The sequence below is a fragment of the Leifsonia sp. SIMBA_070 genome (genome assembly GCF_046534635.1).
Lineage (GTDB): Bacteria > Actinomycetota > Actinomycetes > Actinomycetales > Microbacteriaceae > Leifsonia.
In genome coordinates this window covers 1,756,042-1,775,415 of the sequence record NZ_JAWRYK010000001.1, presented here as the reverse complement: position 1 = coordinate 1,775,415, position 19,374 = coordinate 1,756,042, and the positions used below count along the sequence as shown (strand labels likewise).

At 70.4% G+C, this 19,374-nt stretch carries 16 protein-coding genes; all 16 read left to right on the top strand.

Going from position 1 to position 19,374, the window contains the following annotated elements; genetic code table 11:
• The first annotated feature begins 43 nt into the window (after positions 1-43).
• Positions 44-883, top strand: coding sequence for an ATP phosphoribosyltransferase (gene hisG, locus SB754_RS08305; protein WP_410781857.1), 840 nt, complete (start codon positions 44-46; stop codon positions 881-883).
• Positions 883-1,647: an imidazole glycerol phosphate synthase subunit HisF gene (gene hisF / locus SB754_RS08300; protein WP_410781856.1), complete on the top strand. Its 765-nt coding sequence runs from the start codon at positions 883-885 to the stop codon at positions 1,645-1,647. The genes hisG and hisF overlap by 1 nt, the downstream gene beginning before the upstream one ends.
• Positions 1,644-2,027 carry a phosphoribosyl-AMP cyclohydrolase gene (gene hisI, locus SB754_RS08295; RefSeq protein WP_410781855.1) on the top strand — a complete coding sequence of 128 codons (384 nt, stop codon included), beginning with the start codon at positions 1,644-1,646 and terminating at the stop codon, positions 2,025-2,027. Before hisF ends, hisI begins: the two co-directional genes overlap by 4 nt.
• A complete protein-coding gene (locus SB754_RS08290; RefSeq protein WP_410781854.1) occupies positions 2,024-3,586 on the top strand; it encodes an anthranilate synthase component I in 1,563 nt (520 codons plus the stop codon). Before hisI ends, SB754_RS08290 begins: the two co-directional genes overlap by 4 nt.
• Complete coding sequence (locus tag SB754_RS08285; RefSeq protein WP_410781853.1) at positions 3,583-4,308, top strand: Trp biosynthesis-associated membrane protein; 726 nt, start codon at positions 3,583-3,585, stop codon at positions 4,306-4,308. The genes SB754_RS08290 and SB754_RS08285 overlap by 4 nt, the downstream gene beginning before the upstream one ends.
• 69 nt (positions 4,309-4,377) lie before the next feature.
• Positions 4,378-4,608: a DUF6704 family protein gene (locus SB754_RS08280; protein ID WP_410781852.1), complete on the top strand. Its 231-nt coding sequence runs from the start codon at positions 4,378-4,380 to the stop codon at positions 4,606-4,608.
• Between the two features lie 3 nt (positions 4,609-4,611).
• On the top strand, positions 4,612-5,382 hold the full coding sequence (gene trpC, locus SB754_RS08275) for an indole-3-glycerol phosphate synthase TrpC (RefSeq protein ID WP_410781851.1): 771 nt from the start codon (positions 4,612-4,614) through the stop codon (positions 5,380-5,382).
• Positions 5,382-6,593 (top strand): tryptophan synthase subunit beta, encoded by a 1,212-nt coding sequence (gene trpB / locus SB754_RS08270; protein WP_410781850.1) that lies wholly within the window; start codon positions 5,382-5,384, stop codon positions 6,591-6,593. The genes trpC and trpB overlap by 1 nt, the downstream gene beginning before the upstream one ends.
• Complete coding sequence (gene trpA / locus SB754_RS08265; protein WP_410781849.1) at positions 6,590-7,390, top strand: tryptophan synthase subunit alpha; 801 nt, start codon at positions 6,590-6,592, stop codon at positions 7,388-7,390. Before trpB ends, trpA begins: the two co-directional genes overlap by 4 nt.
• An 83-nt stretch (positions 7,391-7,473) precedes the next feature.
• Positions 7,474-8,463, top strand: coding sequence for a prolipoprotein diacylglyceryl transferase (gene lgt / locus SB754_RS08260; RefSeq protein WP_410783287.1), 990 nt, complete (start codon positions 7,474-7,476; stop codon positions 8,461-8,463).
• Between the two features lie 168 nt (positions 8,464-8,631).
• Positions 8,632-13,209: a glutamate synthase large subunit gene (gene gltB / locus SB754_RS08255; protein WP_410781848.1), complete on the top strand. Its 4,578-nt coding sequence runs from the start codon at positions 8,632-8,634 to the stop codon at positions 13,207-13,209.
• A gap of 42 nt (positions 13,210-13,251) precedes the next feature.
• On the top strand, positions 13,252-14,709 hold the full coding sequence (locus SB754_RS08250) for a glutamate synthase subunit beta (RefSeq protein WP_410781847.1): 1,458 nt from the start codon (positions 13,252-13,254) through the stop codon (positions 14,707-14,709).
• An 80-nt stretch (positions 14,710-14,789) separates the two neighbouring features.
• Complete coding sequence (gene pyk, locus SB754_RS08245) at positions 14,790-16,205, top strand: pyruvate kinase (RefSeq protein WP_410781846.1); 1,416 nt, start codon at positions 14,790-14,792, stop codon at positions 16,203-16,205.
• 234 nt (positions 16,206-16,439) lie between these two features.
• Entirely contained in the window at positions 16,440-17,507 is a 1,068-nt protein-coding gene (locus SB754_RS08240) for a LolA family protein (protein ID WP_410781845.1), read from the top strand.
• A complete protein-coding gene (locus SB754_RS08235; RefSeq protein WP_410781844.1) occupies positions 17,504-18,439 on the top strand; it encodes an ATP-binding cassette domain-containing protein in 936 nt (311 codons plus the stop codon). Before SB754_RS08240 ends, SB754_RS08235 begins: the two co-directional genes overlap by 4 nt.
• Positions 18,426-19,325: an ABC transporter permease gene (locus tag SB754_RS08230; RefSeq protein ID WP_410781843.1), complete on the top strand. Its 900-nt coding sequence runs from the start codon at positions 18,426-18,428 to the stop codon at positions 19,323-19,325. The genes SB754_RS08235 and SB754_RS08230 overlap by 14 nt, the downstream gene beginning before the upstream one ends.
• Positions 19,326-19,374: the final 49 nt, after the last annotated feature.

The following is a 19,374-nucleotide window of genomic DNA, read 5'->3' as shown; positions in this document are numbered from 1 at the left end:
TGACCGCATCCACTCGTTCGATCACGTCACGAAAGACTCACCCATGCTGAAGATCGCCGTCCCGAACAAGGGTTCCCTCGCAGAGACCGCGGCGCAGATGCTGCACGAGGCCGGCTATGTCGGCCGCCGCGACCCCAAGGAGCTCATCGTCACCGACGCCCGCAACGGCGTCGAGTTCTTCTACCTGCGCCCGCGCGACATCGCGACCTATGTCGGCTCGGGCGCGCTCGACGTCGGTGTCACCGGGCGCGACCTCCTGCTCGACTCCGGTTCTCCGGCCGCCGAGATCAGCGCGCTCGACTTCGCCGCCTCCACGTTCCGGTTCGCCGGCCCGAGCGGGGTGTTCACCGAGCTCTCCGACTTGGAGGACAAGCGCGTCGCCACCAGCTACCCGGGCCTCGTCGGCGCATTCCTGGGCGAGCACGGCGTGAGCGCCTCCCTCATCAAGCTGGACGGTGCGGTGGAGTCCGCCGTGCGCCTGGGCGTCGCGGATGCGGTCGCCGATGTGGTCGAGACCGGGTCGACGCTGCGCAAGCAGGGCCTGGAGATCTTCGGCCCGGTGATCCTCGAGTCGGAGGCCGTGCTCATCTCCTCTCAGGCCCCCGCCGCCGGTGTGGACACGCTGGTCCGCCGGCTGCAGGGCGTCATGGTGGCCCGGCAGTACGTCCTGGTCGACTACAACCTCCCCGTCGCCCTGCTGGAGAAGGCCGTCGCGTTGACGCCGGGCGTCGAGTCGCCGACGGTCTCTCCGCTGGGCGAGCCGGACTGGGTGGCCGTCCGCGTCATGATCAAGCGCGACAGGACGAACCGGATCATGGACGACCTGTACGAGCTGGGCGCGCGCGCCATCCTGGTCACGTCCATCCACGCGGCGCGGATCTGATGAGCGTCTCGGTCCGCGTCATCCCCTGCCTCGACGTGGCCGCCGGCCGCGTGGTGAAGGGCGTGAACTTCCAGAACCTGCGCGACCAGGGCGATCCGGTCGAGCTGGCCCGGCGGTACTTCGAGCAGGGCGCCGACGAGCTGACCTTCCTCGATGTCACGGCCACGGTCGACGACCGCGCGACCACCTACGACGTGGTGCGCGCGACCGCCGAGCAGGTGTTCATCCCGCTCACCGTCGGCGGAGGCGTGCGCAGCCCGGAGGACGTCGCGAAGCTGCTCGGCCACGGCGCCGACAAGGTGGGTGTCAACTCCGCCGCCATCGCCCGGCCCGAGCTGATCGCAGAGATCGCGGCACGCTTCGGCGCGCAGGTGCTCGTGCTGTCGCTCGACGTGAAGCGCTCGGCCGCCACGCCCTCCGGCTTCGTCGTCACCACGCACGGCGGCCGCAGCGAGACCGACCTCGACGCCCTGGAGTGGGCCGCGCGGGCGATTGAGCTGGGCGCCGGGGAGCTGCTGGTCAACTCCATCGACGCCGACGGCACCAAGGAGGGCTTCGACCTGGAGCTGATCCGCGAGATGCGCGCGATCTCCAGCGTCCCGGTGATCGCGTCCGGCGGCGCTGGGCGAGTGGAGGACTTCGTCCCGGCGATCGAGGCCGGAGCGAACGCAGTGCTCGCCGCGAGCGTGTTCCACCAGGGCGAGCTGACGATCGAACAGGTGAAGGACGAACTGGCCGCGGCCGGGATGGAGGTCCGCCGATGAATGACACCACCACGGAGGCGGTGCTGGAGCGCATCCGCTTCACCGACGCAGGCCTGGTCCCGGCGATCATCCAGCAGTGGGACACCCGCGAGGTGCTCATGATGGGCTGGATGGACGCGGAGGCGTTCCGCCGCACCATGAGCGAGGGCCGGGTGACCTTCTGGTCCCGCTCGCGCAAGGAGTACTGGCGCAAGGGCGACACTTCCGGTCACGTCCAGTATGTGAAGGGCGCGGCGCTCGACTGCGACGGCGACACCCTCCTCGTCACCGTCGACCAGATCGGCGCGGCCTGCCACACCGGCACGCACACCTGCTTCGACGCGGATGTGCTCGATCCGGTGGAGGGCGCGAGCCCCGAGATCGAGGCGGCCGACCTGTGACCGGTCCTTCGCAGCTCGACGCCGCCGCGGGCACGACCACGCGCGCGGCCTTCGACGCGCTGGCCGCCGGTCATCGCGTCGTCCCTGTCGTGCGCGAGCTCTTCGCCGACAGCGAGACACCCGTCGGCATCTACCGCAAGCTCGCGGCCGGCCGTCCGGGCACTTTCCTGCTGGAGTCCGCGGAGCAGGGCGGCATCTGGTCGCGCTTCTCGTTCGTCGGCGCTGCGTCGTTCGGCGTGCTCACGCAGGTGGGCGACGAGGTCCGCTGGCTCGACTACGGGCTGCCGGCGGAGCGCGCGATCGGCACCGCCGGGTCGCTGCGCCCGCTGGAGGCCCTCGCGGCGCTGCACGCCCGCTGGCAGACGCCGCGCATCCCCGGCCTCCCTCCGCTGACCGGCGGTCTGGTCGGCTTCATCGGGTGGGAGGCGATCCGGCAGATCGAGCGTCTTCCCGACGCCCCGCCGGTGGATGTCGACGTCCCCGGTCAGGCCCTCACCTTCGTCTCCGACCTCGTCGTGGTCGACCACCGGTCGGGGACCGTGAAGCTGGTCGCCAACGCGCTGGCCGACGGTGTCGACGCACCGGACGCTCTCTGGGAGGACGCCCAGCGGCGGCTCGACCGGATGCAGCGGGAGCTGGCTCAGCCGTCGGAGGCTCTGCTGGCGCACATCGACCTCGCCGTGCCCGCCGACCCGGTGTCGCGCACGGCCCGTGAGGATTTCCTCGCGTCGGTCGTGACCGCCAAGGAGCGGATCGTCGAGGGCGACATCTTCCAGGTCGTCATCTCGCAGCGTTTCGAGCTGGAGTGCACCGCGCCCGCGCTCGACGTCTACCGCGTGCTGCGGGCGCTGAACCCGAGCCCGTACATGTACCTGCTGTCGCTGGAGAAGCCGGACGGTGAGCCGTACGAGATCGTCGGCTCCTCGCCGGAGGCGCTGGTGAAGGTGCAGGACGGCCGTGCGTTCACGCATCCCATCGCCGGCTCCCGCCCCCGTGGCGCGACCCCGGAGGAGGACCTGGACCTGGAGGCGTCGCTGCTCGCCGACGACAAGGAGCGCGCCGAGCACCTCATGCTCGTCGACCTCGCGCGCAACGACCTGCTCAAGGTGTGCGAGGCGGGAACGGTCGAGGTCACCGAGTTCATGCGTGTCGAGCGCTTCAGTCACATCATGCACATCGTCTCCTCCGTGGAGGGCGACCTGCGGCCGGACGCCAGCGCGATCGACGTGTTCCGCGCGACGTTCCCGGCCGGCACCCTCTCCGGCGCGCCGAAGCCCATGGCGCTGCGGATCATCGACGAGCTGGAGCCTGCTCAGCGCGGCGTCTACGGCGGCGTCATCGGCTACTTCGACTTCGCGGGCGATGCGGACCTCGCCATCGCCATCCGGACCGCCACCCTCATGGGCGGCGTCGCATGGGTGCAGGCCGGCGGGGGACTGGTGGCCGACTCGGTGCCGGAGAGCGAGTTCCAGGAGTCGCAGAACAAGGCTGCGGCACCGCTCCGTGCGGTCGCCGTCGCCAACGCGCTCATACCGGTGCCGCCGGAGGCTGCCCGGTGAACGGCCGTCGCGCCAAGTACTCCGCGATGCTGCTGCTCGTCGTGGGGAGCGTCCTCGCGCTGCTCGCCGCAACGCAGCCCTGGTTCAGCATCCAGCTCACCGACACGGCGAACCACGCGAGCACGATCACCGTCGCGGGGTCTGTCGCGGCGCCTGCGCTCACGGCGCTGGCCCTCGCCGGACTCGCGCTGACGGCCGCGCTGGCGATCGCCGGGCCGGTGTTCCGGATCGTCCTGGCCCTGCTCGGAGTGCTGCTCGGCGTCTCCGTGCTGATCTCCGCGATCACGGCCGTGTCGGATGCGGTGCGCGCCGCCGCCTCCGCGATCACGACCGCGACCGGCGTGGCGGGGGACGCCTCCCTTCGCCGGCTGGTGCACTCCGTCGACATCCAGTTCTGGCCGTGGCTGGCTGTCGTCGCGGGTGTGCTGATCATCCTGGCGAGCGCTGCAGTCGTGGTGTTCTCGCGGTTCTGGCCGGGTCCGTCGCGCAAGTACCAGACCCGGTTCGCGGGGGAGGACGGACGGCCGGCGGCCGACGTGCTCGGTGAGTCCGCAGAGCTCGCAGAGCCCGATCAGCCCACCGGGAAGGGCGGGGAAGAACCCGCCGTTCCGGACACCGCAGAGCCCGACGACGACACGCCCGGAGAGCCGCGCGCGCTCGACCGCGACACCGCGATCGACAGCTGGGACGAGCTCACCCGGGGCGACGACCCGACGCGCTGAGCCACTAGACTGGTTGCGTTCCATTTCCCGTGCGCGCCCCTGGGCGCGCACCCGACGTGCAGGAGTCCCATGAGCACCGAGTCAGTCGAGCCCGGCCACGGTCACTCGCCGGCGGCGTGGACGGCCGTGATCATCATGCTGATCGCCTTCACCATCGGTGCCGTCGCGTTCTTCTTCGACCTCCCCATCATCGTCTGGGCGGCGGCGGGTCTCGCCATCATCGGCCTGATCGTCGGCGGGATCATGAAGCGCGCCGGCTATGGAGTCGGCGGCTCCAAGTACTCCCCGAAGGGCCACTGATCCGTGCTCGCCGACCTCGTCGCCGGCGCGCTGGAGGACGCTGAGCGGCGGCGCACCGAGCGTCCGCTCGCCGACGTGGAGGCAGCCGCTCTGGCCCGCCCGCCGGCGCTCGACGCCCTGGCCGCCCTCGCTCCGGCGGAGCGCGTCAAGATCATCGCGGAGGTGAAGCGGGCCAGCCCGTCCCGCGGTTCGCTGGCCGCCATCCCGGACCCGGCCTCCCTCGCCGTCTCGTACGAGACCGGCGGCGCCAGCGCGATCAGCGTGCTGACCGAAGAGCGCCGCTTCCTCGGTTCGCTCGCCGACCTCGAGGCCGTCCGCGACGCCGTGTCCATCCCGGTGCTGCGCAAGGAGTTCGTGTCCGACCCGTACCAGGTGTTCGAGGCGCGAGCTGCGGGCGCCGACCTGGTGCTGCTCATCGTCGCCGCGCTCGACCAGCAGCGTCTCGTCGAGCTGCACGGACTGATCACCGAGCTGGGCATGACCTCACTGGTCGAGGCGCACTCCGCCGATGAGCTCAGCCGCGCCCTCGACACGGGCGCAGGCCTCGTGGGCGTGAACGCCCGCGACCTCACAACGTTCGAGCTGGATCGGGATCTGTTCGGCCGCCTGGCCGACCGCATCCCGTCCGGCGTCACCCGCGTGGCGGAGTCGGCCGTGAAGACGGCGGACGACGTCGCGCACTACCGGGCGGCGGGCGCCGATGTGGTGCTCGTCGGCGAGGCGCTCGTCACGAGCGACCCCGTCGCCACGCTCGAGAGCTTCTTGGGAGCCTGATGTCCCTCCGCACTGAGCAGGGTCCGTATTTCGGCGACTTCGGCGGGCGGTTCGTCCCCGAGTCGCTGGTCGCAGCGCTCGACGAGCTGTCGGCGGCGTGGGAGGAGGCCAAGGCCGACCCCGCGTTCCACGCAGAGCTGGACGAGCTGCACCGCAGCTACACCGGCCGGCCGTCGATCATCACCGAGGTGCCGCGTTTCGCCGAACACGCGGGCGGCGCGCGCATCATCCTGAAGCGCGAAGACCTGAACCACACGGGTTCGCACAAGATCAACAACGTGCTCGGGCAGGCGATCCTCACCAAGCGGATCGGCAAGACCCGGGTGATCGCCGAGACCGGCGCCGGTCAGCACGGTGTCGCCACCGCGACCGCCGCCGCGCTGTTCGGGCTCGAGTGCACCATCTACATGGGCGAGGTCGACACCGAGCGCCAGGCGCTCAACGTCGCCCGCATGCGCCTGCTCGGCGCCGAGGTCGTGGCCGTGAAGACCGGCTCGCGCACGCTCAAGGACGCCATCAACGACGCCATGCGCGACTGGGTCACCAACGTCGAGCACACCAACTACATCTTCGGCACGGTCGCGGGTCCGCACCCGTTCCCTGCGATGGTCCGCGACCTCCAGAAGATCATCGGCGAGGAGGCCCGCGAGCAGGTCCTCGCGCTCACCGGCCGTCTGCCAGACGCCGTCGCGGCCTGCGTCGGCGGCGGCTCGAACGCGATGGGCATCTTCCACGCGTTCCTCGACGACGAAGACGTCCGCCTCATCGGCTTCGAGGCCGGCGGAGAGGGCGCCGAGACGCCGCGGCACGCGGCGACGATCACGAAGGGCCGCCCCGGCGTGCTGCACGGCGCCCGCTCCATGCTGCTGCAGGACGAGGACGGCCAGACGATCGAGTCGCACTCGATCTCCGCGGGTCTCGACTACCCGGGCGTCGGCCCCGAGCACGCCTGGCTGGCCAAGATCGGCCGCGCCCAGTACGTGCCCGTCTCCGACGCCGAGGCGATGGACGCCCTGCGCCTGCTCAGCCGCACCGAGGGCATCATCCCGGCCATCGAGTCCTCGCACGCCCTCGCCGGCGCGCTCGCGCTCGGTCGTGAGCTCGGCCCGGACGGCATCGTCCTGGTCAACCTGAGCGGACGCGGCGACAAGGACATGGAGACGGCCGGCCGCTACTTCGACCTTCTCGACGCCGACGCGGTGCAGTCGTGAATGCGGTCGTCGGAAGCAGGGTCGCCGACGTCATCGCGCGTCGCAACGCCGAGGCCGCCGGCGCCCTGATCGGCTACCTTCCCGCGGGCTTCCCCGACCTCCGCACCAGCGTGGATGCCGCGGTCGCCCTGGCGCAGAACGGCGTCGACGTCATCGAGCTGGGTCTGCCGTATTCCGATCCCGTGATGGACGGCACCGTCATCCAGGCCGCGACCCAGCGGGCGCTGAGTGCCGGCTTCCGGCTGCGCGACGGCTTCACCGCCGTCCGTGAGATCGCGGCGCAGGTCGACATCCCCGTGCTGGTGATGACGTACTGGAACCCTGTGCTGCAGTACGGCGTCGAGCGCTTCGCCGACGACCTGACCGAGGCCGGGGGAGCCGGGCTGATCACGCCGGACCTCATCCCGGACGAGGGCGCCGACTGGCTCGCCGCCTCCGACCGCGTCGGCCTCGACCGCGTCTTCCTCGCCGCCCCCAGCTCGACCGACATGCGCCTGAAGCAGGCCGTCGAGGCCAGCCGCGGGTTCGTCTATGCCGTCTCGACCATGGGCATCACCGGTGCCCGCACCGACGTGGATGCGGCGGCGCGCACGCTCGTCGGCCGCCTCCGCGAGGCCGGTGCGACCAGCACCTGCGTCGGCTTGGGCATCTCCTCCGCGGCGCAGGTCGCCGAGGTCCTCGAGTACGCCGACGGCGCCATCGTCGGCTCGGCGCTGGTCAAGGCGCTCGGCGACGGCGGCGTCGCAGAGGCCGGCCGCGTGGCCGCCGCTCTCGCCGACGGCACGAACCGCTCCTGACCGCGTCCTAAACTAAGGTGGCAGCGCGCGACGCGCGACGCCGCATCCCCATCATCGAAAGGTAGTCATCGGTGGCCCTGACCATGAGCAGCTGGTTCGCCAGCATCCCCAGCCCCGGGCCGGAGTGGCAGCAGATCCCGATCGACATCTTCGGTCTGCACTGGCGCATCCAGACCTACGCCATCATGATCCTGATCGGGATCATCGTGGCGGCGATGTGGACCTCGCGCCGTCTCACCAAGCGCGGAGCGGAGCCGGGCGTCCTGCTCGACATCCTCATCCCGGTCGTCGTGCTCGGCATCATCGGCGCGCGGCTGTACCACGTGGTCACCCACCCCGGGGACTACTTCTACCCGGGCGCCGACCTGTGGAAGGTGTTCGCGATCTGGGAGGGCGGCAACGCCATCTTCGGCTCGCTGCTCGGCGGCGCGGTCGGAGCCTGGATCGGCTGCCGCTGGACCGGCATCCGGTTCTGGACCTTCGCCGACGCCCTCGCGCCTGCGCTCCTGCTGGCCCAGGCCATCGGCCGCCTCGGCAACTGGTTCAACCAGGAGCTGTTCGGCCTGCCCACCGACCTGCCGTGGGGCCTCCAGATCGACTCCGGCAACAAGGCGATCCCGGTCGGACTGCCCGACAACACGCTGTTCCAGCCGCTGTTCCTGTACGAGATCATCTGGAACGTCATCGGCGTCGTCCTCCTCGTGCTGATCGGTCGCCGCTTCCACCTGCAGTGGGGCAAGCTCTTCGCGCTCTACCTGGTCTGGTACGGCCTCGGCCGCTCCTACCTGGAGTCGATCCGCATCGACCCGAGCGAGTACTCGTTCCTCGGCATCCCCACCAACGTCTGGGCCGCGTTCGTCGCGGTCGTCCTGGGCGTCGTGATCTTCATCGTGCAGTCCCGCCGCCACACCGGAATGGAGCCGAGCCCGTACCGGCCCGGCCGTGAATGGGTGCGTCCGGATGCTGAGGTAGACTCTGACGACACGGACCTGGAGGATGAGGGCACCGCCGACGACGACGGTGTGCCTGCCGGGTCCGCTTCGGCCAAGGCCACAAGCCCCACGAACGGATGAAACCCGACGGCTCGAAGTAACAAACCGTCGAGGCGATCCCACGCACCTGACCGCACCGAACGGGGCCACACACGGCCTCAGGGCGAGCGGCGGAACTCCTAGCACGGGCCGATGGCGTCCCCGCACCCAACATCCCCACATCCACGACACTGTGAGGACGGTCGACAGATGGCGCTCACGCCTCCCCATTCCCGTTTCGGGACCGTGCCAGGCCCGCAAGGCCTGTACGACCCTGCCCACGAGAAGGACGCCTGCGGTCTCGCGATGGTCGCGACCCTTCGCGGCACCGCCGGGCACGACATCATCGACGCCGCGCTCGAAGCGCTGCGTCACCTCGAGCACCGCGGCGCCGTCGGCTCGGACGCCGGCACCGGTGACGGCGCCGGCATCATCACCCAGGTGCCGGACACCTTCCTGCGCGCCGTCGCCGGCTTCGAGCTGCCGGGCGCCGGCCGCTACGCGGTCGGCAACGCCTTCCTGCCGAACGACGAGTCGGACCGCGCCGAGATCAAGGCCGCGCTCGAGTCGATCGCCGGCGAGCACGAGCTGACCGTCCTCGGCTGGCGCTCTGTTCCTGTGCGCCCGGAGGAGCTGGGCACGCTGGCGCGACAGGCCATGCCCGTCATCGAGCAGCTGTTCGTCGCGTCGACCCGCACCGGCGACGACGGCGAGCCGGTCTCCGGCATCGCCCTCGACCGGCAGACCTTCTTCCTGCGCAAGCGCGCCGAGCGCGAGCTCGACCTGTACTTCTCGTCGCTGTCGAGCCGGACCCTCGTCTACAAGGGCATGGTGACGACCCTTCAGCTGGAGCCGTTCTACCCAGACCTCTCGGACGAGCGGTTCGCCTCGAAGCTGGCGCTCGTGCACTCGCGCTACTCGACGAACACGTTCCCGTCGTGGCCGCTGGCTCAGCCGTTCCGCATGATCGCGCACAACGGCGAGATCAACACGGTGCAGGGCAACCGCAACTGGATGCGCGCCCGCCAGTCGCAGCTCGAGAGCGAGCTGCTCGGCGACCTGCGTCCCATCTTCCCGATCGTCACGCCCGGCGCGAGCGACTCGGCCTCCTTCGACGAGGTCGTGGAGCTCATCTCTCTCAGCGGCCGTCCGCTTCCGCACGCCGTGATGATGATGGTGCCGGAGGCGTGGGAGAACCAGATCGAGATCGACCCGGTCCGCCGCGCGTTCTACGAGTACCACTCGATGCTCATGGAGCCGTGGGACGGCCCGGCCGCGATCGTCTTCACCGACGGCTCCCTGGTGGGTGCGACCCTGGACCGCAACGGTCTGCGCCCCGGACGGTATGTCGTCACCAACGACGGCCTGGTCGTGCTCGCCTCCGAGATCGGCGTGCTCGACATCGAGCCCAGCCGCGTCGTCCGCAAGGGACGGCTGCGCCCAGGACGGATGTTCCTGGTCGACACCGTCGCCGGTCGCCTCATCGAGGACGAGGAGATCAAGTCCGAGCTGGCCGCCGAGGCGCCGTACGGCGAGTGGCTGGACGAGGGCCGGATCAACCTGAAAGACCTCCCGGAACGCGAGCACATCGTGCACACGCCGGCCTCAATCGTCCGCAGGCAGCGGACGTTCGGCTACACCGAGGAGGAGGTCCGCATCCTCCTGAAGCCGATGGCGACGACGGGTGCGGAGCCGCTCGGCGCGATGGGGTCGGACACCCCGGTCGCGGTGCTCTCGGAGCGCCCGCGCCTGCTGTTCGACTACTTCACGCAGCAGTTCGCGCAGGTGACGAACCCGCCGCTGGACTCAATCCGCGAAGAGGTCGTCACCTCCCTGAAGCTCGGCCTCGGCCCGGAGCGCAACCTCCTGACCGCGGGCCCGGAGCACGCCAAGCAGGTCGTCCTCGACTTCCCGGTCATCGACAACGACGAGCTGGCCAAGATCCAGCACATCGACCCGCGCCCGGGCAGCACCCTGACTACGACCGTGCGCGGCCTGTACCGCTCCGACGCCGGGCCCGACGCCCTCGAGCGCCGGCTGGCCGAGATGTGCGACGAGGTCGACGAGGCGATCGCCGCCGGCGCGCAGTTCATCGTGCTCAGCGACCGCGATTCCACGAAAGACCTCGCGCCCATCCCGTCGCTGCTCATGCTCGCGGCCGTGCACCACCACCTCATCCGCTCGGAGACCCGCATGAAGGCGGGCCTGATCGTGGAGGCCGGCGACGTCCGCGAGGTGCACCACGTCGCGCTGCTCATCGGCTACGGCGCCTCCGCGATCAACCCGTACCTGGCGATGGAGACCTGCGAAGACCTGGTCCGCAGCGGCATGATCACCGGAGTGACCCCGGAGAAGGCGGTCAAGAACGTCATCAAGGCACTCGGCAAGGGCGTCCTGAAGATCATGTCCAAGATGGGCATCTCGACGGTGTCCTCCTACGCGGGCGCTCAGGCCTTTGAAGCGGTCGGCCTCAGCCAGGAGTTCGTCGACCAGTACTTCACCGGCACGACGAGCAAGCTCGGCGGCGTCGGGATCGACGTGATCGCGGCCGAGAACCTGGCCAGGCACGAGAGCGCCTACCCGGCAGAGGGCGCAGCCCTCGCGCACGAGCGGCTGGCGACCGGAGGCGAGTACCAGTGGCGCCGCGACGGCTCCCCGCACCTCTTCAACCCGGAGACGGTGTTCCGGCTGCAGCACTCGACGCGGACTCGGCGCTACGACGTCTTCCGCGAGTACACGAAGCTGGTCGACGACCAGTCCGAGTCGCTGATGACGCTGCGCGGGATGTTCGCCCTGAAGACGGGGGAGCGCCAGCCGGTGCCGATCGACGAGGTCGAGTCGGTCTCCTCCATCGTGAAGCGCTTCTCCACCGGGGCGATGAGCTACGGCTCCATCTCGAAGGAGGCGCACGAGACCCTCGCGATCGCCATGAACCGGATCGGCGCCAAGTCGAACACCGGTGAGGGCGGCGAAGATCTCGACCGTCTGCTCGACCCGCAGCGCCGCAGCGCGATCAAGCAGGTCGCGTCCGGCCGGTTCGGCGTCACGTCGATGTACCTGACGCACGCCGACGACATCCAGATCAAGCTCGCCCAGGGCGCGAAGCCGGGAGAGGGCGGCCAGCTGCCGCCCACGAAGGTCTACCCCTGGGTGGCGCGGACCCGGCACGCGACGGCCGGCGTCGGCCTCATCTCGCCGCCGCCGCACCACGACATCTACTCGATCGAAGACCTCAAGCAGCTCATCTTCGACCTGAAGCGCGCCAACCCGGGCGCCCGCGTCCACGTCAAGCTCGTCTCCGAGTCGGGCATCGGCGCGGTCGCGGCGGGAACGGCGAAGGCGCTTGCCGACGTCATCCTGGTCTCCGGACATGACGGGGGCACCGGCGCCTCCCCGGTGAACTCGCTGAAGCACGCGGGAACCCCGTGGGAGCTGGGCCTCGCCGAGACGCAGCAGACGCTGATGCTGAACGGGATGCGCGAGCGCGTCGTCGTCCAGGTCGACGGCCAGCTGAAGACCGGCCGCGACGTGATCGTCGGCGCCCTGCTCGGCGCGGAGGAGTTCGGCTTCGCGACCGCCCCGCTGGTGGTCTCCGGCTGCGTCATGATGCGCGTCTGCCACCTGGACACCTGCCCGGTCGGCGTCGCCACCCAGAACCCGGAGCTGCGCGCACGTTTCGCCGGCAAGCCCGAGTTCGTCGTCAACTTCTTCGAGTTCATCGCGGAGGAGGTGCGCGAGTACCTGGCGGCGCTCGGCTTCCGCACCCTCGACGAGGCGATCGGCCACGCCGAGCTGCTCGACGTCGACAAGGCGGTGAACCACTGGAAGGCGTCCGGTCTCGACCTGGCGCCCATCCTGCACGGCCCCGCATTCGGTCCGGAGGCCCCGCGCCGCAACGGGCGCCAGCAGGACCACGAGCTGGAGAAGCACTTCGACGTGCAGCTCATCGACGCCGCGCGCGACGTGCTGGAGCACGGCGGCCGGCTGGAGCTCAGCCTCCCCGTGCGCAACACCGAGCGCGCCGTCGGCACCATGCTCGGCCACGAGGTCACCGTCCGCCACGGCGAGAACGGCCTGCCCGCGGGCTCGATCGACATCACGCTGACCGGTTCGGCCGGGCAGTCGCTCGGCGCGTTCCTCCCGGCCGGCATCACGCTGCGGCTGGAGGGCGACTCCAACGACTACGTCGGCAAGGGCCTCTCCGGTGGCCAGATCGTCGTCCGGCCGCCGCGCGGCAGCGTCTTCCCGGCGGAGCGCAACGTGATCGCGGGCAACGTGATCGGCTACGGCGCGACGCAGGGCAGCATGTTCATCCGCGGAATCGTGGGCGAGCGGTTCCTGGTCCGGAACTCCGGTGCCACCGCGGTCGTGGAGGGCGTTGGCGACCACGCGCTCGAGTACATGACCGGCGGACTCGCCGTGATCCTCGGCGGCACCGGGCGCAACCTCGGCGCCGGCATGTCGGGCGGCACGGCCTACGTGTACGACCTGAAGCGGGAGCGCGTGAACCGCGACTCGCTAGCGAGCGGCGAGCTGGAGCTCCTGCCCCTCGGCAGCGCCGACATCGAGATCGTCCGCGACCTGCTCGAGCAGCACGCCGCCGAGACGGGCTCGACGCTGGCGACGCGGATGCTCGAGGACTTCGACGAGACCGTCGCGAAGTTCGTCAAGGTGCTGCCGCGCGATTACGCGGCCGTGCTGCAGACGCGGCAGGAAGCAGTCGACGAGGGGCTCGACCCCGACGGCGACATCGTGTGGAACCGGATTCTGGAGGTGACCGGCGGATGAATCTGTCTGATCCCAAAGGTTTCGTCGAATTGGAGGTGACCGGTGGCTGACCCGAAGGGTTTTCTGAAGACAACGGAGCGGGAGCTGCCGAAGCGCCGTCCCGTCTCGGTCCGGCTGATGGACTGGAAAGAGGTCTACGAAGGCCAGGACCAGGCGCAGCTGCGCCGCCAGGCCGGACGCTGCATGGACTGCGGCATCCCGTTCTGCCACTCCGGCTGCCCGCTCGGCAACCTGATCCCCGAGTGGAACGACCTGATGTGGCGCGGGGAGGGCCGCCAGGCGATCGACCGCCTGCACGCGACCAACAACTTCCCGGAGTTCACCGGTCGCCTCTGCCCTGCGCCGTGCGAGTCGTCCTGCGTGCTCGGCATCAACCAGCCGGCCGTGACGATCAAGCAGGTCGAGGTCTCGATCATCGACCAGGCGTGGCAGAACGGCTGGGTGCAGCCGCACCCGCCGGAGCGCCTCACCGGTAAGACCGTCGCCGTCGTCGGCTCCGGCCCCGCCGGCCTCGCCGCCGCGCAGCAGCTGACCCGCGCCGGCCACACGGTGGCCGTGTACGAGCGCGACGACCGCATCGGCGGCCTCCTGCGCTACGGCATCCCGGACTTCAAGATGGAGAAGAAGCACCTCGAGGCGCGTCTCAACCAGATGATGGCCGAGGGCACCCGCTTCCGTGCGGGCGTCAACATCGGCGTCGACATCACCTGGGACGACCTGCGTGCCCGGTACGACGCGGTCGTCGTCGCGACCGGCGCCCTGGTGCCGCGTGACCTGCCCATCCCGGGCCGCGAGCTCTCCGGCGTGCACTTCGCCATGGAGTACCTGGTGCAGCAGAACAAGGCGGGCGCGGGCGACCAGGTCGCCGACCAGATCACCGCGGACGGCAAGCACGTCGTCGTCCTCGGGGGCGGCGACACCGGTGCGGACTGCATCGGCACCGCGCACCGCCAGGGAGCCGCGAGCGTCACCAACCTCGCCATCGGCACCCAGCCTCCGTCGGAGCGTCCAGAGCACCAGCCGTGGCCGACCACCCCGACCCTGTTCGAGATCCAGTCGGCCCACGAGGAGGGCGGAAAGCGCGAGTACCTCGCGTCGACCGTCGAGTTCCTCGCCAACGAGTTCGGCGAGGTCCGCGCGCTGCGCGTAGCCGAGACCGAGTACCTCGACGGACGGCGCGTCCCGAAGGCCGGCACCGAGCGCGAGATCCCCGCAGACCTGGTGCTGCTGGCCCTCGGCTTCACCGGCCCGGAGCAGCAGGACATCACCGCTCAGCTCGGCCTCCCGTTCGACCAGCGCGGCAACGTCGCGCGCGACGGCGAGTACCAGACCGACCAGGAGGGCGTGTTCGTCGCCGGCGACGCCGGCCGCGGCCAGTCCCTCATCGTGTGGGCCATCGCAGAGGGCCGGGCAGCGGCAGCCGCCGTTGACCGGTATCTTGAAGGGGAGACGCAGTTGCCGTCTCCGATCCGTCCCACCGACCGCGGCATCCTCGTCTGAACGAGGCGATGCCCGCACGACCGGGCGCCACCACGAAATCCAGCGCCGTCGGCGCAGAACAACGGAGCGAACAGAAAAGCATGAGAAGGGCCAAAATCGTCGCGACCCTCGGGCCGGCGACTTCCAGCTACGACAACATCCGCGCGATCATCGATGCGGGTGTCGACGTTGCGCGGATGAACCTCAGCCACGGCAGCTACGAAGTGCACGAGGGGGTCTATGCCAATGTGCGCAAGGCCGCCGACGACGCGGGGAAGCCGGTCGCGGTCCTCGTCGACCTCCAGGGCCCGAAGATCCGCCTCGGCAAGTTCGAGGCCGGCCCCTACGAGCTCGCCGAGGGGGACATCTTCAAGATCACCACCGAAGACATCATCGGCACGAAGGAGATCTCCTCCACGACGTTCAAAGGCCTCCCGAACGATGTGAAGCCGGGCGACTACCTGCTGATCGACGACGGCAAGGTCCGCGTCCGCGTCGTCTCGGTCGACGGCCCGGTCGTCACGACCGAGGTCATCGTCGCCGGTCCGGTCTCCAACAACAAGGGCATCAACCTCCCCGGCGTCGCGGTCAACGTCCCCGCGCTGTCCGACAAGGACGAGGCGGACCTCCGCTGGGGCCTGAAGCTCGGCGCCGACCTGATCGCGCTGTCGTTCGTGCGGAACGCGGCCGACATCGAGCGCGTGCACGAGATCATGGCGGAGGAGGGGCGCAAGATCCCCGTCGTCGCCAAGATCGAGAAGCCGCAGGCGGTGGATGCGCTCGAGGAGATCATCGAGGCGTTCGACGCGATCATGGTCGCCCGCGGCGACCTCGGTGTCGAGCTGCCGCTGGAGGCCGTCCCGATCGTGCAGAAGCGCGCGGTCGAGCTGGCCCGCCGTGCGGCGAAGCCGGTCATCGTTGCCACCCAGATGCTCGAGTCGATGATCTCGAGCCCGGTGCCGACCCGCGCCGAGACCTCGGATGTCGCGAACGCCGTTCTCGACGGCGCGGACGCCGTCATGCTCTCGGGCGAGACCAGCGTCGGCGAGTACCCGACCGTCACGGTCCAGACCATGGCGAAGATCGTGACCTCCACCGAGGAGCACGGGCTGGAGCGCATCCTGCCGCTCGGCACCCGCCCCCGCACGCAGTCCGGTGCGATCACGCTGGCCGCCGTCGAGGTCGCCGACTTCGTCGAGGCCAAGTTCCTCTGCGTCTTCACCGAGTCGGGCGAGTCCGCCCGCCGCATGTCGCGCCTGCGCAGCAGGATCCCGATCCTGGCGTTCACGCCGGAGGAGTCGGTCCGCCGCCGCATGTCGCTGTTCTGGGGCGTCGAGTCGTTCGTCGTCGGCCGCGTCACCCACACCGACCAGATGGTCGCGCAGGTGGACGAGGCGCTGAAGTCGACCGGCCGCGCCGTCGACGGCGACAAGGTGATCATCATCTCCGGGTCCCCTCCCGGAATCCCCGGCACCACCAACGACATCCGCGTGCACAAGGTCGGCGACGTCCTCTAGCACCGGTCCGGAAGGCCCCGCCTCGTGCGGGGCCTTCCGCGTGTGCGGGGGCGGCGCGGCGTTCGTCCCGTCCGCACCGCGGTGCGTCGGAGAATCGAACGATTCACACCGACGGAAGCCCGCCCCAGTCCTGTCCCTCTCCGGTATGACACCGCATCAGACCGGGGGATGAACTCCGGTTCTCCCATGCAATCCGCAGGGTCGGAGGGGCCCCGGCGCGCGTATCCTCGGGCTATGGAACACCGTTGGATGCGCTGGGCGCCGGCCGTCGTCGTCCCCGTGGCGATCGCGGCCGCCGTGATCGTCACACCGCTGGCCGCAGGAGCGACCGATCTCCCCGTGAAGTCGCCGTCGGATGTGCTGCGGCTGGTCGCCGCGAGCGACACCCGCGCCTTCTCGGGCACCGTGGAGCAGACCTCCGACCTCGGGCTGCCGAGCCTCCCGTCGACCTCCTCGTCGTCCTCGTCGTCGGCCGACGACAGTGCCCAGAATCTCCTGGAGCTCGCCCTCGCCGACCACACCGCGAAGGTGTGGGTCGACGGTCCGACGCATGTTCGCGTTCAGCTGCTCGACAAGCTGGCCGAACGTGATGCGATCCGCAACGGCTCCGACCTGTGGCTGTACCAGTCATCGGGCAACGACGTCACGCACGCCACCCTCCCGGCCGGGCAGGAGCACACGGCCGCGCCGGATGCGACCTCGCTGACGCCGTCGCAGCTCGCGCAGCGTTTCCTCGATTCGGTCGACCCCTCGACGAAGGTCGCCCTCGGCGACGACGTCAAGGTCGCCGGCCGCGACGCCTACGACCTCGTGCTCACCCCGAAGGCCGGCTCCACGCTGGTCGGCTCGGTCGCCATCGCCGTCGACGGTGCCACGGGCATCCCGCTTCAGGTCTCCGTTACGGCGCGCGGCGCGAGTTCGCCCGCCTTCAGTGCCGGGTTCTCGTCGTTCACGCCGGAGAAGCCGGACTCCTCGGTCTTCGCGTTCGCACCGCCGAAGGGCGCGACGGTCTCCGAGCAGAACCTGCCGTCGCGCGGAGACGCCTCGCACGCCGCCGGTCAGCAGGCTCGACCGACCGTCTCGGGCGAGGGCTGGGCGACCATCGTGGCACTTCCCGCCGGTGCGGCCCCGGCCTCGCTCGCAGGCAACCCGCTGTTCACGGAGCTGACCCAGCCCGTCGACGGCGGACGGGCGCTCAGCTCGTCGCTGGTGTCGGTGCTGGTGACGTCCGACGGACGGGTCCTCGCCGGCTCCGTGCCCGTGTCCGCCCTCCAGGCGGCGGCGAGCGCGGCCGGCCAGTGACCGACGCGGCGATCGCGACCAGCGGGCTCACCAAGCGCTTCCGGTCGCGGGCGGTCGTCGACGGCCTCGACCTGCACGTGCCGCGCGGCTCGGTGTTCGGCTTCCTCGGGCCCAACGGCTCCGGAAAGACCACCACGATCAGGATGCTGCTCGGCCTGATCTCCCCGTCGGCCGGTGACATCCGTGTGCTGGGGGAGAGGATGCCCGACCGCGGTTCGCGCATCCTTCCCCGGGTCGGTGCGCTCGTGGAGGGGCCGGCGTTCGCGCCGTACCTGTCCGGAACCGCGAACCTGATCCGCCGTGACACCGCCGACCGGTACGCTCCCGGCAGTACGCGGACGGCGCGCGTGGAGGCCGCCCTCGACCGGGTCGGTCTCGGGCATGCCGCGAGCAAGCACGTCCGTGCGTACTCGCTCGGCATGAAGCAGCGGCTCGGGATCGCCGGCGCACTGTTGACCGATCGCGACCTCCTGGTCCTGGACGAGCCGACGAACGGCCTCGACCCGCAGGGGACGCGCGAGGTGCGCTCGCTGGTCCGCTCGCTTGCGGACGAAGGCACGACGGTGTTCGTCTCCAGCCATCTGCTCGCCGAGATCGAGCAGGTCTGCACGCACGCCGCGATCATGCGCGCGGGGCGCCTGGTGGCGCAGGGCTCGATCGACGAGCTGCGCCGTGGCTCCGGACCGGTCGTCGCCGTCGAGACACCGGATGCGCCCCTCGCAGTTGCAGTGCTGGGGCGACTGGGAGTGGACGCGATCACGACCGCCTCCGGTGTGGAGGCTGCCCTTCCGGAGAGCGCGCCACCCGCCGAGGTGCTCGCCGCCGCCCTCGTCGGCGACGGCGTCCGGCTGCGCGGGTTCGCCGTGCGATCGTCCAGCCTGGAGGAGCGGTTCGTCGAGCTGACGGGGGAGGGCTTCGATGTCGAGCAGTGAGACGACAGCGGCGCCGGCCGCGCCGCACGCAGGCGACGCCCGTGTCCGCGCGGCCGCAGCGCGGCGCGAGCGGCCGTCTGCCGGCTGGGCCCTCCTCGGCTCGGAGATCTCGGTCATGTTCCGCCGGTGGCGCACCTGGGCGATGCTCGCGGCTCTCGCCGCCGTGCCCATCCTCATCGCGGTCGCGGTGCGGATCACCGGCGGCAGCTCGCGCGGACCAGCCTTCCTCACCGACATCAGCAGCAACGGACTCTTCGTCGCGTTCACGGCGCTCGTGGTGTGCGTTCCGCTCTTCCTCCCGCTCACCATCGGCGTGGTGGCGGGCGACACGATCGCGGGCGAGGCCAGCCACGGCACCCTCCGCTACCTCGTCATCGCGCCCGCCGGCCGCCTCCGTCTGCTCGCCGTGAAGTATGCCGGATGCGCCGTGTTCTGCATCGCGGCGGCGCTGGTCGTCGGCCTGGCGGGCGCCCTGATCGGCACGCTGCTGTTCCCGATCGGCCCCGTCACGCTGCTCTCGGGCATCCAGGTGAGCCTCGGTGAGGCCTACCTGCGGCTGGCGCTCATCGCGCTCTACATCGTGGTCTCGCTGCTCGGGCTGTGCGCCATCGGGCTGTTCCTCTCCACGTTGACGGACGTCCCGGTCGGAGCGATGGCCGCCACCGCCGTGCTCGCCGTGATGTCCCAGGTACTCGACCAGTTGCCGCAGCTCGACGCGCTGCACCCGTGGCTGTTCAGTCACTACTGGCTGGGCTTCGGCGACTTCCTTCGTGATCCGATCGCGTGGGATTCGTTCAACTCGAATGCCCTTCTGCAGCTCGGCTACATCGCCGTGTTCGGGGCGCTGGCCGTCGGGCGCTTCACGACCAAGGACATCCTGTCCTGATCGTCGGTAGGTTGGCCGGTGGGCTCGGCGCTCGGTTCACGGCGCGGCG

What these genes read in the sequence shown, in the direction of transcription:
- hisG (WP_410781857.1), top strand. Translation starts at nt 44, where the DNA reads ATGCTGAAGATCGCCGTCCCGAACAAGGGTTCCCTCGCAGAGACCGCG.
- hisF (WP_410781856.1), top strand. Translation starts at nt 883, where the DNA reads ATGAGCGTCTCGGTCCGCGTCATCCCCTGCCTCGACGTGGCCGCCGGC.
- hisI (WP_410781855.1), top strand. Translation starts at nt 1,644, where the DNA reads ATGAATGACACCACCACGGAGGCGGTGCTGGAGCGCATCCGCTTCACC.
- SB754_RS08280 (WP_410781852.1), top strand. Translation starts at nt 4,378, where the DNA reads ATGAGCACCGAGTCAGTCGAGCCCGGCCACGGTCACTCGCCGGCGGCG.
- trpB (WP_410781850.1), top strand. Translation starts at nt 5,382, where the DNA reads ATGTCCCTCCGCACTGAGCAGGGTCCGTATTTCGGCGACTTCGGCGGG.
- lgt (WP_410783287.1), top strand. Translation starts at nt 7,474, where the DNA reads ATGAGCAGCTGGTTCGCCAGCATCCCCAGCCCCGGGCCGGAGTGGCAG.
- gltB (WP_410781848.1), top strand. Translation starts at nt 8,632, where the DNA reads ATGGCGCTCACGCCTCCCCATTCCCGTTTCGGGACCGTGCCAGGCCCG.
- pyk (WP_410781846.1), top strand. Translation starts at nt 14,790, where the DNA reads ATGAGAAGGGCCAAAATCGTCGCGACCCTCGGGCCGGCGACTTCCAGC.
- SB754_RS08240 (WP_410781845.1), top strand. Translation starts at nt 16,440, where the DNA reads ATGGAACACCGTTGGATGCGCTGGGCGCCGGCCGTCGTCGTCCCCGTG.
- SB754_RS08230 (WP_410781843.1), top strand. Translation starts at nt 18,426, where the DNA reads ATGTCGAGCAGTGAGACGACAGCGGCGCCGGCCGCGCCGCACGCAGGC.